11 protein-coding genes and 1 pseudogene are annotated in these 15,480 nt (G+C 61.9%); 4 read left to right on the plus strand and 8 right to left on the minus strand.

The window, feature by feature from the left end:
- Positions 1-232 precede the first annotated feature (232 nt).
- From JFV30_RS06205 to puuE, 5 genes and pseudogenes are all read right to left on the minus strand, one after another.
- Entirely contained in the window at positions 233-1,534 is a 1,302-nt protein-coding gene (locus tag JFV30_RS06205) for a urate hydroxylase PuuD (RefSeq protein ID WP_008432185.1), read from the minus strand.
- Positions 1,535-1,584: 50 nt separating this feature from the next.
- Positions 1,585-2,087: pseudogene (locus JFV30_RS06210) on the minus strand (ureidoglycolate lyase).
- A gap of 187 nt (positions 2,088-2,274) precedes the next feature.
- Complete coding sequence (gene alc / locus JFV30_RS06215; RefSeq protein ID WP_063032007.1) at positions 2,275-3,270, minus strand: allantoicase; 996 nt, start codon at positions 3,268-3,270, stop codon at positions 2,275-2,277.
- 81 nt (positions 3,271-3,351) lie between these two features.
- The gene (gene uraD / locus JFV30_RS06220; protein ID WP_169387526.1) at positions 3,352-3,867 is read right to left on the minus strand and encodes a 2-oxo-4-hydroxy-4-carboxy-5-ureidoimidazoline decarboxylase; all 516 of its coding nucleotides are present in this window, start codon (positions 3,865-3,867) and stop codon (positions 3,352-3,354) included.
- Entirely contained in the window at positions 3,864-4,790 is a 927-nt protein-coding gene (puuE, locus tag JFV30_RS06225) for an allantoinase PuuE (protein WP_008432189.1), read from the minus strand. Before puuE ends, uraD begins: the two co-directional genes overlap by 4 nt.
- Before the next feature lie 389 nt (positions 4,791-5,179).
- Between puuE and uraH the strand changes: the two genes are divergently transcribed.
- Together uraH and JFV30_RS06235 are read left to right on the plus strand one after the other, a co-directional pair.
- Entirely contained in the window at positions 5,180-5,533 is a 354-nt protein-coding gene (gene uraH / locus JFV30_RS06230; protein WP_010176091.1) for a hydroxyisourate hydrolase, read from the plus strand.
- Between the two features lie 156 nt (positions 5,534-5,689).
- Positions 5,690-10,903: a dermonecrotic toxin domain-containing protein gene (locus JFV30_RS06235; protein WP_201122509.1), complete on the plus strand. Its 5,214-nt coding sequence runs from the start codon at positions 5,690-5,692 to the stop codon at positions 10,901-10,903.
- Here the strand turns inward: JFV30_RS06235 and JFV30_RS06240 are convergent.
- From JFV30_RS06240 to JFV30_RS06250, 3 genes are all read right to left on the minus strand, one after another.
- On the minus strand, positions 10,900-11,526 hold the full coding sequence (locus JFV30_RS06240; protein WP_010176088.1) for a LysE family translocator: 627 nt from the start codon (positions 11,524-11,526) through the stop codon (positions 10,900-10,902). The two genes, JFV30_RS06235 and JFV30_RS06240, sit on opposite strands and share 4 nt — an antisense overlap.
- A 63-nt stretch (positions 11,527-11,589) precedes the next feature.
- Positions 11,590-12,936, minus strand: a complete 1,347-nt coding sequence (locus JFV30_RS06245; protein WP_010176087.1) for an NCS2 family permease — start codon at positions 12,934-12,936, stop codon at positions 11,590-11,592.
- A gap of 190 nt (positions 12,937-13,126) precedes the next feature.
- A complete protein-coding gene (locus JFV30_RS06250; protein WP_177075541.1) occupies positions 13,127-13,561 on the minus strand; it encodes a MarR family winged helix-turn-helix transcriptional regulator in 435 nt (144 codons plus the stop codon).
- Positions 13,562-13,642: 81 nt separating this feature from the next.
- On the opposite strand from JFV30_RS06250, the gene JFV30_RS06255 reads away from it, so the two are divergent.
- Positions 13,643-14,809 (plus strand): aminotransferase-like domain-containing protein, encoded by a 1,167-nt coding sequence (locus tag JFV30_RS06255; protein WP_201122511.1) that lies wholly within the window; start codon positions 13,643-13,645, stop codon positions 14,807-14,809.
- Positions 14,810-14,820: 11 nt separating this feature from the next.
- Positions 14,821-15,423 carry a glutathione S-transferase family protein gene (locus JFV30_RS06260; protein ID WP_201122513.1) on the plus strand — a complete coding sequence of 201 codons (603 nt, stop codon included), beginning with the start codon at positions 14,821-14,823 and terminating at the stop codon, positions 15,421-15,423.
- The last annotated feature ends 57 nt before the right edge of the window (positions 15,424-15,480 follow it).

The raw sequence follows: 15,480 nt of genomic DNA on the forward strand, positions 1-15,480 counted from the left end.
GGCGCGGCAGGAATCTGCGTTTCCAACTGGGACATGCAACACCTCGAATCTTTTTATTGTTGTGTTGTTCGGCATTCAATTGCCGGGTGGAACTCATTCTTCAAAACACGTCGCAGCTCTAGTGTGGGAGCGGGCTTGCTCGCGAAGGCGGTGTGTCATTCAACACTTCAGGTGACTGAACCACCGCCTTCGCGAGCAAGCCCGCTCCCACATTTGGATCTGCATCAGGCTGTTAGTTGGTACGCGCCCCCTGAGTGATCCAGGTGCCAATCAAGTCCCGTTCCTGCTGGGTCATCTGGGTGATATTGCCCAGCGGCATGATCTGGCTGGCCACGGCCTGCGCCTGGATGCGCGGGGCCATTTGCTGGATCTGCTGGGGTGTATCAAACATCACCCCGGCGGGCGCGGTGCTGAACAGCGGGCTGGTGGGCTTGGCCGAATGGCACACCGCACAGCGCTCCTGAATCACCCCGTGGACCTTGTCAAAATCAATCGACGCCTGGGCTGGTGCCGCTTCGGCGGGAGCCGGTGCAGGTGCTGCTGGCGCAGCCGGTTTAAGCCCGCCACCCAATGCCGTTTCTGGCAGTGGCTGGTACTCGATCGCCGCGGGAGCCTTGGCCACTTCCGGTGCAGTCGCCACCGGTTTTGGGCCGGTCACGTAGGCCAGGCAAATCATTGCCAGCGCGCCCACCGGCAGGGTCCAGGCATATTTCTGGCTGTTATGACGGGTGTTGAAGTAGTGCCGTACCAACACGGCCGCCACTGCGATACCCGCCAGGATCAGCCAGTTGTATTGGCTGCCGTAGGTGCTCGGGAAGTGGTTGCTGATCATGATGAACAGCACCGGCAAGGTGAAATAGTTGTTGTGGCGCGAACGCAGCAGGCCCTTGGCCGGCAGTGCCGGGTCGGGCGTGCGGTTTTCCGCGATGGCCGCCACCAGTGCACGCTGGGCGGGCATGATGATGCGGAACACGTTACCCACCATGATGGTGCCGATCACGGCGCCCACATGCAGGTACGCACCACGGCCACTGAACACTTTGCTGAAGCCGTAAGCGGCGGCAATCAACAGCACGAACAGGATCAGGCCGAGCAGGGCAGGGCGCTTGCCCAGTGCCGAGTCGCAGAGAAAGGAGTAGATGAACCAGCCGGCCAGCAGCGAGCCGAGGCCCAGCAACACACCTTCCGGACCGCTGAGGCTGCTGCCCGGGGCCAGCAGGTACAAGGTCGGGTTGGCGTAGAACACCACGCACAGGAGCGCGATGCCGGACATCCAGGTGAAGTAGGCTTCCCATTTGAACCAGTGCAGGTTGTCCGGCATGGTCGGCGGGGCCAGTTTGTATTTTTCCAGGTGGTAGATACCGCCACCGTGGATCGCCCACAAGTCGCCGGCGAGGCCGTCCTTGGGGTTGACGCGATTGAGGTTGTTTTCCAGCCAGACGAAGTAGAACGAAGCGCCGATCCAGGCGACGCCAGTGATCATGTGAACCCAGCGCACGCTCAGGTTCAGCCATTCCATCAAATGTGCTTCCACAGTCTTTACCTCTCGCCTGTCACTCTGTCGTCGAGTGATCAGACCTTCTCTTATTGGTGGGGGGCGAGGATCAACCGCTCATCCTCTTTGAAAAATGCTCATCGCAGTTATTGCCTGTGCCACTGCGATCAACCACCAGGAAGTCATCCCGCTTTTCGATCGTCAGCACCGGGTGGTGCCAGACGCCGCGATGGTAATTAATGCCCTGCCTGCCGTTGGTAACGAAGGCGCGGACCAAGCCCGATACAGGTTCATCGCCAACGGGCGCGACCACGATCAGAAAGGGGTTGCCGAGCAGCGGAATGAAAGCCTGGCTGCCCAGCGGGTGTCGTTCCAGCATGCACACGGTCAGCGGCATGTCCTGCGCGTCGGCGCGGAAGATGCTGATGATCGCGTTGTCTTCTGGCGTGGCGGTTTGCACCGTCGCCAGTTTATGAAAGCGCATGGTCGACCCGTTGTTGATCATGAAGTGATCGCTGCCATCGGTTTCGATAACGTCTCCGAAAGGGGCGAAGGCTTCTTTGGTCAGGGGTTCGATCATCAGTGTGCGCATGGCTGTCTTCTTATCCGGATTCTGTGTTGTTGGCATTACTGTTTGTGGTGAGGGGGCTTGTGTGGTGAGCGGGCTTGCCCCGCGCTGGGGCGCGAAGCGGCCCTGAAAACAGGCACCGCGTTCGGACCTTTTGGGCCGCTTCGCAGCCCAGCGCGGGGCAAGCCCGCTCACCACAGAAGTTCACCGTTTACTTCGAAACCTTGCCCAGTACACGCAGGCGGCTCACACCACCATCCGGGAACACGTTCAGACGAATGTGGGTGATCGGACCCAGCGCCTTGATCTGCTCGGCAAACGTGTGTTCAGCGTGCATTTCCAGTTTCTGCGCCGGCAGCAGTTCGCGCCAGAACAGCGATTGGGTTTCGATCTGGCTGTCGGTGCCGCCCTTCACGAAGGCGCCCTGGATCGAGCAGGTGTCCGGGTAGTTGCCCTTGAAGTGCAGGGTGTCGACCACGATCTTCTCGATCTCGCCCGGGTGGCCCAGTGCGACGATCACCCAGTCATTGCCCGGCGTACGACGACGTGCAGTTTCCCAGCCATCGCCCATGTTGATGCCACGGCCCGGGTTGAGGATGTTGCTCATGCGCCCGAAGTGTTCATCGGAGCAGGCCAGTGCACGGCCACCGTTCAGGGCCGCAGCCAGGTCAACCTGTTCGTTGTCGCCCACGGCCGACCAGTCGCGGAACGGAATGCCGTACACGCGCAGGCGGGCCACGCCACCGTCCGGGTAGATGTTGAAGCGCAGGTGGCTGAAGGCCTGGTCGTTGTTGATCTCGTGGAAGTGATGGCTGTTGCCTTGCAGCTCCACGGCCGACAGCACTTCAACCCACTGGGTGTTGTCATCCGGCTCGCCGGACGCCAGGAAGCAGGCTTCCAGGGACGCCGATGGCGGGAAGTTGCCGGTGAAGAATGAAGTGTCGATGTCCACGCCCTTGATCGAGCCCGGTACGCCCAGGCGGATTACCGCGCTGTCGTAGCCTTCGAAGCGCTTGCGGCGCGACTCCCAGCCGTCCATCCACTTGCCGTTGTCATCGAAAACGCCCTCCTTCCACACGGCCGGGGTCGGCTGGAACAGGCGGTTGGCGTCGGCGAACCAGTCATCGGTCACAGAGATGATCTTGGTGCCCAGGCGGGCGTCGGCCAGGTTGACGAACTTCTCGAAAGGTACGGCGTAAGCTTTCATTCTTCTTGTCTGCCTTAAAGTAAGTGGCTTGGGATGCTCGCCAGGCCCTGGGCGTTCATGAACCGCTCGGGCCAGGTCTGCTTAAAGAGTCAGTAATCGGAACAACGCGATCTTGTTGATCTCGGCCAGTGCGCATTTGAACTCGGCTTCCACCGAGTTGTGAATGCGCGTTTCAAACGCGGCCAGGATCTGATGCCGGTTGCTGCCTTTTACCGCCATGATGAAGGGAAACTTGAACTTCGCCTTGTAGGCATCGTTCAGCTCGGTGAAGCGCGAAAACTCGTCGCTCGAGCATTGGTGAATACCCGCGCCAGACTGTTCTTCAGTGCTGGCTGCGGTAAGCTGGCCCTGGACGGCAGCTTTGCCCGCCAGGTCCGGGTGAGCGTTGATCAGGGCCAGTTGACTGGTGTGATCGGCGCTCAACAGGATGTCGCTCATGCGCTGGTGCAGGGTTTCGATCTCGTCGATTGAAGAATCCTGGCCCAGGTCGAAGGCCTTTTCGGCCACCCATGGCGAATGTTCGTAGATGTCGGCGAAAGCTGTGACGAATGCGTCGCGGCTCAGGGTCGACGGTTTCAAGGTCTGGAACGCAGTCATTTGGCGGCTCCCTGGAAAGGGTGTACGTCATGCCAGTGACGGGCGATGTCGACGCGGCGGGTGAACCACACCTGATCATGCCCCTTGGCGTATTCGATAAAGCGCTTGAGGGCGGCCAGGCGCGCCGGCCGGCCGATCAGGCGGCAGTGCAAACCGATGGAGAGCATTTTCGGTGCGTCCGCGCCTTCGGCGTACAGCACGTCGAACGCGTCTTTGAGGTATTCGAAAAAGTCGTCGCCCTTGTTGAAACCCTGGACCTGGGTGAAGCGCATGTCGTTGGTGTCCAGGGTATAGGGGATCACCAGGTGCGGCTTGCCGGTCGGGTTGTTGGGTTCCCAGTAGGGCAGGTCGTCGTCGTAGGTGTCGCAGTCGTAGAGGAAGCCACCTTCCTCCATCACCAGCCGGCGGGTGTTGGGGCCGGTGCGCCCGGTGTACCAGCCCAGCGGGCGTTCGCCGGTGAGTTCGGTGAGGATGCGGATCGCTTCGAGCATGTGCTCGCGTTCCTGGGCCTCGTCCATGTATTGGTAGTCGATCCAGCGGTAGCCGTGGCTGCAGATCTCGTGGCCGGCGGCGACCATCGCGCGGATCACGTCCGGATGGCGCTGGGCGGCCATGGCTACGGCGAAGATGGTCAGCGGGATGTCGAATTCCTTGAACAGCTTGAGGATGCGCCACACGCCGGCACGGCTGCCGTATTCGTACAGCGACTCCATGCTCATGTTGCGCTCGCCTTGCAGGGGCTGCGCCGACACCATTTCCGAGAGGAAGGCTTCGGACTCTTTGTCGCCATGCAGGATGTTGCGCTCGCCGCCTTCTTCGTAGTTGAGTACGAACGACAGGGCGATACGGGCCTTGCCGGGCCAGTGTGGGTGAGGAGGGTTACTGCCGTAACCGATCAGGTCGCGTGGGTAGTCAGCGCTCACTGCAGTCTTCCTTCTTGTTCGTGGTAGCGGTGTGTGTGGCGGCCGGGCAGCGGAAAGACTGGGTGGCGTCACGACGATGACTGATTGTATACAACTTGGTGCGCACTTTGTAAGCCTGTATTTCTGCATTTTTTCCGCAGGGTCTTCGCAGAGTAGCATTGCAAGAAACCTGCCTGACTGGTCAGCTAATGGATAAAAGGTCGTTTAAAAGCAAGGACTGCTCATCAATCGGCTCATGCACCCGCGATGACGGGGTGGTGCATAAGTTTGTGATTTTTATTGTGTACAATTTTTTTGAAAAGTGTCTTAATCAGTCATCGCCGGCTTTTTCAGTGCCCTGAAAAGGTGCGGTCTTTCACTTTACTGACTTCGGGAGGCGCGCAGTCGCTATGGGACGTTTGACCACACACGTATTGGACGCCGCGCATGGCTGCCCCGGCAGCGCGATCAAGGTTGAGTTGTACCGTGTCGAGGGCACACAGCTTGAACTGGTGGCCAGCACCTTGACCAACAACGACGGCCGTTGCGATGCACCTCTGCTGCAAGGCGATGACTACCGCAGCGGTGTCTATCAGTTGCAATTCAGCGCCGGTGATTACTACCGCGCTCGCGGTGTGCAACTGCCCGAGCCTGCGTTTCTCGACGTGGTGGTGCTGCGCTTCGGTATCAGTGCCGAGCAGGATCATTACCACGTGCCGTTGCTGATTTCGCCTTACAGCTACTCCACCTATCGCGGTAGCTGAGTCGTTACCGCGCTTCACACCCCCAAAGCTCTTCGTTGGTTTTTCGCCCGCTCACACTGCGGGCTTTTTTTTGCCTGGCGGTCGGCCTAACTATGTAAGGCCCCTTGGAGCAAGGCGCTGCTTACCCTCGGTTTTTCATCTGGAACCGATGGCGACATGACTACCGAGCCCGATTCTCCCCAACCTGACCCCGATGACTCCCTGGACGAGCTGACGCGCCTTCGTCTGCGTCTGACCCGGCGAGTCGAATCAAGCCCCAGGCCCAGCCGGTTCATCAACCAATTGCAGGGTGCCCAGGCGCGCTGCCGCGAGGCCGAGAGACTGTTGCGGCGGTTGCTGGAGCAGGCGCCGAGTATCCATCGCCTGGTGCGCAAGGTGCTGCGTGAAGCGTTCGACCTCGACCCCGACCGCCTGTTGTTCAGCGAGCCGGTGACGCCGGGCGGGCCGCTGGCAGTGGATAGCCTCACCGACCGGGCTCTGGGCCTGCTGGATAACCCGCAGTTCCCGATCAACATCAATCGTTACACCACACTGAATATGCAAGGTGACGCCGTGGCTACTTTGCCGTTCAGCGCCAGTGAAGCGTTGCACAAGGTCAATGCCCTGGATTTGCCCGGGCAAGTCCGGGCGGCGGTGTCCGGTTATTGGCAAGGGTTGGCATTTGGCAGCGCGCTATCCCGGGAAGAGCGCTGGGTGCAAGTGCACCTCGAGGCCTTCGCTGAAAGCGCGTACCTCGCCCACACGCTGTACGACTTGTCGGATCATGGGTTTGCCATGGCGCTGGGCATTCTCGATGCACCCACCCCACAGGTCCGTACCCAGGCTGGCGGTGCGTGGGAGCGCTTGCAGGTCAGCCCGGTGCTGTGGCCGTCGGATGCAGGAAGCGGGGTGCCCTTGGCCGGCGCGCTGCATATCTACCGCTCGGGAGACGCCCTGGACAAACGGCAGGTGGTTTACCTGCCAGGGCTTGGCCAGGGGTTTCATGAGTTCGCCAGCCTGGCACAGATGCAGGTCAAGTTGCCCGCCCTGATCAACGGCGTACACCGGGACGTGTTCTGGCAACAGTTGCCCCTGCGGCGCCGGCACGGGTTGGCGAAGGATTTCGGCGTATACCGTGGGCCGACGCTGGCGGGGGATGCACTCAGGCATAGCGCGTTGGCGCAGGTGTACCTCCAGCGGGACAACGAACGGGACTGCCTGCTGGCGCGACATGCGTCCAGGGTGAGTGTGGACAGGGAAAGCGCTGCGTGGAGCGCCTCCCAGCGATTGCGTCGGGTTGAACAGGCCCGGCGCCGGTCGCCTGCCGACGAAGGGTTGCGCGTGGCCGTGGAGCAACTGCTGGAGTGGGACCGCCAGCGCCGGGCGCCGGAAGTCAGCTGTGCAGCACTGGCACCGGGCCTGGCCAGGGGAACCGCCGAGGCGTTGGTGCGGCGTCACGAGCAAGGGCTGTTGGCGCTGCTGAACCCGGCGGACCTGAGCCAGGACTACCGGCCTTACAGCGACGTTGAGACCTTGCAGACGCAATGGCTTGAACACGTAGAGAAGCTGCACGGGATGCTGGACGGCCACGAACATCGCCTGGGCGACAGGGCGTTCTGGCTGGAAAAAGTGCCCGGTTCGACCGCCAGTCGCGGCGTAAAACGGCTGAATGCTCAGCGTTCAGCGTTGATTAAAGACGCGCACCTTTATTATCGCCTGGGCTTGCTGGATGAGGTCGAGCGCACGTTGTTGACCGAGGTGTACACCGTGCCACGGGCCAGCGACCGGGCGGCCAGCACCACCCGCGTTCTGCAACTGTCCGTCGGGCGCGGGCGGCAGACGCTCTTTCGATTGGTCGGGGTGCTGGTCGTCACCACCCGGGAAGCCGTCAGCCACGCTGATCGCTTGCAGCCTGTGGTGCTCCAGGTGCCGGGAAAGTACGGCGGCTTTCAGGCGTTCGGCTCGCTGGATGAGTTATCCGCCAGCCTCGATGCGAGCCTCAAGAGCCCGGACGGTTCGGTGCTCTGGCACTGCATTCCGCAGGATCAACGCCGGGAAGCCCGCGAGGTGATCCACGCGATGGCCGCTGACGAGCCGACACTCGTCTATTACGAGGTGATGGAAGGCAACGTGCTCTCCGATCCGTTCAAGGAGCAGATCGAGCACTCCGCGCAGACCGACCGTTGGGTAGGCCAGGGCGGGCGGCCGTTCAGCGAAGTTACTGACGTGGCGCTGACACGCACGTTGCTCGCCCGCGAGCTGGCTGACAGCCTGCATCTGCCCCTCGGCACCGCGCGTACCCGGGCGTTGGCCAATATCAGCGTGTTGCGCCTGGCGGTGGCCCAGGCCAAAACATTGCCGGCCTGGCTGACAAGTGCTTCGCGCCCGTTGCGCAAGCGCTATCAGCGGTTGCACACGCATTACCTGGCCAGCGCCGGTGCTCTTGAGCAGGAACTGGGGCAAGTGCTGCCGAGCCTTGAGGCATTCGCCCGCAAGACCTTGGTCGAGGCATTAAAGCGCGAGGGGATAACTGCACCGCTGGATATCGACACGCCGTTCCTGGACATGCCCGACGATGTCAGCACTCATTGGGAATCTCATCCCCAGCGTCCGGCCGGGGATTCCGGGGGCCGGACGGTGGTCAGCCAGGAGCGGCATACCTACAGCCTGTTGCAATTGGCCTTGCACAACCTAGACACCGACGCGCCCTGGACGCGCGAGCGACTGCGCCACAGCCGCTACCTCGAACCTCTGTGGGCGCAGCATCTGCCAGCCGAGGGCTTGACCCGTCTGATCGCCGGCCTCGACCTGGCGGGCCAGTATGAGCTTTTGATTGCGCATGCGTTCTATCCGGATGCCAGCGGGGCGCCGGCCAGGTTGTCGACCGCGCTGCTGGAGCGGCCGTGGTTGCAGCGTGCGCGGCGGGATCATTTCAGCGCCCGGCAGCAAGGGCTGAGCGAGGGGGCGTTGAGTGGGTTCGCCACAGCCCTGGCCGCCAGGACGCCCGGGGATTTGAAGAAAAATGGTCATCACCTGCAAGTGTGCTGTGTGCATCTGGCGGCACTCACCCTTGAACAGCCACGGCATGTCGCCGGGGTGTTGGTGATCGATGACCGGGCGCTGGGCAAGACGCTGCTCTACTGGCCGGCGGTGAAGGGCTATCCGCCGTTGACCGAGCACGACAGTGTGGCGGCGGCGCGGCAAGCATTAATCACTGCGGCGCTGAGCCCTGGAAACCTTGACGTGCTGGCTCAATCCATCGCTCCCGGCTGGGAGGCGCAAGCCCTGGAAAGCTACCCGGTGGCGGTTCGGCCAACCCGTGGCACGCCTGATCGCACCTATCATGCCCTGTCGAGGTGGGGCGCCATCTGGCCCTTTTCCTTTGCCTCCCTGTGGGGTGTGGTGCAAGCCGTCCGGGGTTGGTTTGGGGTGCGGCGTGCCCAGCCTGCGGCGGCAGTGGCGGAGATTGAAAAAGAGATCCACGAACAGATCGAACAAGCCCCGAAGCAGTGGCTGGGCATTACCCCGACCACCGGCTGCGACCTGCTGCGCATGCTCACGCACGCCCGGGTATTGGCGATGCAGCGCGACGTACAGGCGGTCGCCAACTCCGCCAGGGACCTTGTCAGTTATCGGCAACTGCGCCTGGGCGAGCAATCGGCGGCGCGGGTGCGCGGGCTGTTGTCGTTCATCCCCGGGGTGAGTGTCGGGATGAATCTCTACGAGGTGCTGCTGGCCGCCCGGCGTTTTCACCACAGCGGTGACGCCCGGGACGGGGTTGCTACCGGCTTTGCCACGTTGATCTTGATCGCTGACGTCGCGCTGACGGCATTCCCGCTGGCCAAAGGCGCTCCCAAACCCGGTTTGCCGGTCAGGCGAGTGTCGATGTTGTCGGCCCTGAACGTGATCCGCCGCCAGCCACGGCGCCATGGTGTCAGTTCCGGATTACCGCCGGTAGCTCGAGGCTTCAAGGGGTTTGAGGGCTACCGCAAGGACCTGACGCTGGAGGGCTCTGTGGCTTTGCACGGGCCGATCAACCAAGGCAGCCATGTGAAGGGCGGCCAACAGTTTGTCGTCGAGGACAGCCATGCCTATCCGGTGTATCGACGCCGGAACGAGCCGGCGTTGCGCTTGAAAAGCGCCAGTGACAGCGGCCAGAACGAACTGTTGCTGTCCATTGAGGAGCCTGGCGAGTGGTTGCTGGGCGCCGATGCGCCACCCACACCTCGGGCAGGTCCAAGCTCCGGCATACGGCGTCCATGGGAAGCACCAAGGGGCGGCACAGAGTGGTTGGCACCCCCGGCTTCGCATTTCGAACGGGTGGAGCGGCAACCCTTGTTGGTCTCCACCCATTGGCATCCCTGGGGCCGCCCGCTCAACGAGCAGGCGGTGGTGGAGATTTCGGCGTCACGCCGCTTGTATCGGGTTCAGGGTGTGCCAGGCGTTGACGCGGTAAAACTGGGTAGCCATTACTACGAACTGCTGCCCAATGGTTCGACCGTACCGGACGGCGTCATTTTTTTAAGAGCCCCCGAGTTACCCTACGCACCCGCCCGGGATGAGCTGGCCCGTTGGCTGATACCCGGTGTGGTAAGCGAGCAACCCATACCGGCCACGTGGAGCGCGGGTCAGGCGTGGGTCCCTCGTGAACCGTTGTTCAGCCATCCCTTGTCAATGTCGGTGGGCACGGCATTCCCCGGTCTGACCCCGGCCAGCCAGCGCTTTGTGGCGGAACGCCTGATGGAGCTGGCGGATTCCGGTCGTTCGATGACCGCAACCCGGATCCTCAATATCCGCGCGACGCTGGACGATTGGCTGCCACCAGCGCCCGCATTGACCGGGCAAACGGACGATTTGTTACGCATGCTCAGGCCTGTTTCAAGAAGGCGCCAGGTCAGTATCAATATTGGGCAAGCAGGGCAAGCGCCGGGCCTGGAGCGTGTGGATTTCCAGTTGCCGACCGCCCTTGATCCGAGGTTGCTGGCCCACACGGCGAGGGCACTGGACCGCGCCCGGCCCCTGGCGGCGCAAGCCGCTGTCCGGTCAGTGCTGGAGCGGCAGGGGTTTGTGCTGCAGACGCTGCGCAAGGGCAGCCCGGCCAGCCTGGTCAACTTTGTCTGCACCCATCCGAAGTCGACCAACCTGTATTACGTGCTGACGCGCTGGACCGAAACTCCGAGCGTTGCCCTGGGGTCGGGAGGCCTGGTGCAACTGTCTGACGCCTGGTTGCGCAGCAACGCCCGGTCGACGGTCCTGGGGCGGGCGCAAGCGCACCAGTCGGTCCTCCGGTCGCTGAAGGAGGGGCGTCTGGTCAGAGTCGTCGCGGGCATACATCACGACGCCCGCTCCAACAGCGTCACGGTGTACTTCGTCAAAGTGATGGACCTTTAGCGGCTCAACAATGACGCCGCTCCGGCCCCGGAAAACAGCCCGGCGCTGATCCGGTTGAACCAGCTCTGGCCCTTGCCGCTGCGCAGGTAGCGCGCGGCACCATGGGCGCCGAGGCCGTAGGCCAGCTTGCACAGCAGGTCGAGCACGGTCCAGGTGGCGATCATGATCAGCAGCTGTGGAAGAAAGGCCTGCTGGGCGCTGAGAAACTGCGGCAGGAAGGCGGCGAAAAACAGAATGTCTTTCGGGTTGCTCGCGCCCAGCACAAAGGCCCGGCCAAACAGCGCGCGAAAACGCGGGGTGGCGGCCACTGGCGGCACGTCGGCGCCGTGGGACGGTTGCCGGGATTGCTGCCAGCTCTGCCAGGCGAGGTAAAACAGGTACACCGCACCGACGATCTTCAGGGCGCTGAACAGCTGTTCCGAGGCCAGCAACAACGCACCCAGGCCCAGCGCCGAGGCGCTCAACAGGCAGATCGAGGCAATCACCCCGCCGAGAAACGCCGGGTACGAACGGCGCAGGCCGTAGTTCAGGCTGTTGCTGATCATCAGCAAGGACAGGGGGCCGGGGATCAGGATCACCACCAGCGCAGCGCCGCTGAACAGCAGCCAGGTTTCCAGACTCATTGCATTCCTCCATTCGTACAAAAGCCCCACCCGACGGGGTGAGGCGGGGTGAAGCGGGTTGGCCTACAGGAATGCGAACTTGGCAATAAAGATCGCGCAAAGCACCCACAGGCTGATGGAAATTTCCTTGTGTTTACCGGTGCCGGCCTTCAGCGCCACGTAGGTGATAAAACCCAGGGCGATACCGTCGGCGACCGAGAAGGTCAGGGGCATCATGATCGCGGTGACGATCGCCGGAATGCTGTCGGTGGCGTCATCCCAGTTGATATGGGCCATGCCACTCATCATCAGCATCGCTACATAGATCAACGCACCGGCGGTGGCATAAGCGGGAATCATGCCAGCCAGCGGTGCGAAAAACATCGCGGCGATAAACAGCACGCCCACGGTGACGGCGGTCAGCCCGGTACGGCCACCGGCGGCCACACCGGCGGCGCTTTCCACGTAGCTGGTGACCGGCGGCACGCCAACCATGGCGCCGAACACGCTGGAAGCACTGTCGGCTTTCAGGGCGCGGGAGAGGTTTTCGATCTTGCCGTCGGCATTCACCAGGCCTGCACGCTGGGCCACGCCCATCAAGGTGCCGGCGGTGTCGAACATGTGCACAAACAGGAAGGCGAACACCACGCTGATCATGCTGACGTTAAACACGCCCATCACGTCCATCGCCATCCAGGTCGGTGCCAGGCTTGGCGGGGTGGCCAGGATGCCGTGGTATTCCACCAGGCCCAGGCCCCAACCGGCGAGGGTCACGGCGATGATGCTGATCAGGATTGCGCCGAATACCCGGTGGTAGCTGAGGATCGCGATCAACAGAAAGCAGACGGCCGCCAGCAGCGGGGCAGGCTCATGCAGGGAACCGAGCTTGATCAGGGTGGCCGGGCTTTGCACGATGATGCCGGCGGTTTTCAGGCCGATCACCCCGAGAAACAGCCCCACACCCGCGCCCATGGCGTGGCGCAGGCTCACCGGAATGCTGTTGAGCAGCCACTCGCGGATGCGTGAGAGCGTCAGGATCATGAACAACACACCGGAGATAAACACCGCACCCAGTGCGGTCTCCCAGTTGTAGCCCATGGTGCCGACCACGGTGTAGGTAAAAAACGCGTTCAGGCCCATGCCCGGCGCCAGTCCTACTGGCCAGTTGGCGTACAGGCCCATCAGCAGGCAGCCCAGCGCCGCAGCGATGCAGGTGGCGACAAATGCCGCGCCATGATCGATGCCGGCGTCGGCCATGATGTTGGGGTTGACGAAGATGATGTACGCCATGGTGATAAAGGTCGTGAGGCCGGCGATCAGCTCGGTCTTCACTGTGGTGCCATGCAAGCGGAGTTTGAACAGGCGTTCCAGCCAACCGTTGTGGGGTGGCGAAAGGTCGAGCGTAGGGGCTTCGGATTTGCGGCTTTCCACAGCAAGTACTCCTCAAGAGTTTTATTGTTATTTCCAGCGCCGGACACATGAGTGGGCAGCAGCGCTTTGAGGTACCAGCGGGTTTTGTTGACCGATAGGTCAGGAACTCGCACGAAGCGAATTATGCTTTTGTATACAAATAAAGCAAATAATGTTTTCTATTTTGTGTGCGAAAAGGATGAAAGGCAATTCAGGATTGGCCACTCAGCGCCTTGTTCACCGCCAGCCAGCCCTCCACGGCGGTCTCGCCGGCCTCGGCAAACGCCCGTTGCAGCAGCTTGACCTGCTCCCGTCGCAAGGACTGTTCGAAACGTAGCCCTTCCTCGGTCAACTCCAGCAAACGCTTACGCTTGTCGGTCTCGGACGCCACGCTGTCCACCAGGTGCATTTCCTGCAGTTGGCGCAATGGCATGTTCAACGCCTGCTTGCTCACACCGAGCAGCTCCAGCAGTTCCTTGACGCTCAAGGCCGGGTAGCGCGCGATAAAAAACACGATGCGTTGATGCACCCGGCTCAAGCCGCGGCGCTCAAGCATTTCGTCGGCCTTGGCGGTGAACGCCTGATAGCCGAAGAAAAACGCTTCCATGGCGGTTTGCTGGCTGGTCTGGTTTTTAAGGTCAAGCATATTGACGTATCTGCCCAAGTCGTCGTAATTTCGGTCAAGCAGTTTGACGTATTTTCCTCAGGTTTTGCTACCGGTGACCCTATGGCCTTCTCAGAACGTGTTTCGCGTCTTAAAAGCTCCCTGATCCGTGAAATCCTCGCGGCGGCGCAAAAGCCACAGGTGATGTCCTTCGCCGGTGGCCTGCCCGCCGAAGTGATGCTGCCCAAGCTGGAATGGGAAGGCATGCCGCTGAATATTGGCCAGTACGGCATGAGCGAAGGCGAGCCGCAGCTGCGTGAACTGCTGGCCGCCGAGGCGCGGGTGCTGGGCATTGCGTGCCAGGCCAGCCAGGTCATGGTGGTCAGCGGTTCCCAGCAAACCCTGGATCTGGCGGCCAAGCTGTATATCGACAGGGGCACCAGGATCCTGCTGGAAGGCCCGACCTATCTCGCGGCGTTGCAGATATTCCAGCTGTTCGGCGCCGATTGCCTGACGGTGCAGCTTGAAGCGGACGGTCCGGACCTGAAGGCGCTGCGCAACAGCCTTGAGCAGCATCGTCCATCCTTCGTCTACCTGATCCCGACGTTCCAGAACCCGTCAGCCGTGCGCTACAGCGAGGCCAAGCGCGAGGCCGTCGCCGCGCTGCTGGACGAGTTCGGCGTGACCCTGATCGAAGACGAACCCTACCGCGAACTGACCTTCGATGGCGGCAGCGCGCAACCCATCGTCAGCCGCCTGAAAAAGGCCAGCTGGATCTACACCGGTACCGTGTCCAAGACACTGTTGCCGGGCCTGCGGGTCGGTTACCTGATCGCCAGCCCCGACCTGTTCCCGCACCTGCTCAAGCTCAAGCAGTCGGCCGACCTGCACACCAACCGGGTTGGCCAGTGGCAGGCAATGCAATGGATCGGCACCGAGAAATACCAGCACCACCTGGTGGAACTGCGCAGCTTCTACCGAGGCCGCCGCGATGCGTTCCAGGCTGCACTGGAGCGACATTTCAGCGACCTGGCGGACTGGCAAATACCCCAGGGCGGATTATTCTTCTGGCTGACCTTGAAACAACCGCTCGACACCCGCACCTTGTTGGCACCTGCGCTCGACCAGGACATCGCGTTCATGCCCGGTGAACCGTTCTTTTCCGAGCCGGATAACCATCACGGTCACTTGCGGCTCAATTTCAGCCATATCGACCCGGCGCGTTTGGACGAAGGTCTCAAGCGTCTCGCTGCGGTGGTCCGTCAAGCACAGCACGCGCAAGCGGCATAAGGGGAGCCTCCATGTACAAGGTCTACGGCGATTACAAATCGGGCAACTGCTACAAGGTCAAACTCATGCTCAGCCTGCTGGGCATCGACTATGAGTGGATCAATGTCGACATTCTGAAAGGCGACACCCAGACCGCCGAGTTCCTGGCCAAGAACCCCAACGGCAAGATCCCGGTGCTGGAGCTTGAAGACGGTACCTGCCTGTGGGAATCCAACGCGATCCTCAACTTCCTGGCCGACGGCAGCGAGTTCCTGCCGACCGAACCGCGCCTGCGTACCCAAGTGCTGCAGTGGCAGTTTTTCGAGCAGTACAGCCATGAGCCGTACATCGCGGTGGCGCGGTTTATCCAGTTTTACCTGGGGCTGCCGGAAGATCGGCTGGAGGAGTACAAGAAGCTGCACAAGGGCGGTTACAAGGCCCTGAAGGTGATGGAGCGCCAGTTGCAGCTGACGCCGTACCTGGTGGGCGACCAGTTCTCGATTGCCGATGTGGCGTTGTATGCCTACACCCATGTGGCGGATGAAGGTGGTTTTGACCTGGGCGCTTATCCGGGCGTGCAGGCGTGGCTGAAACGCGTTGCCAGCCATCCGAAGCATGTGGCAATGCTGGACTGATCACCGAAACCCTGTAGGAGCCCGGCTTGCCGGCGATAGCGCCCTCAACGAGGCCAT

The sequence above is a fragment of the Pseudomonas sp. TH32 genome, assembly GCF_016650855.1.
GTDB lineage: Bacteria > Pseudomonadota > Gammaproteobacteria > Pseudomonadales > Pseudomonadaceae > Aquipseudomonas.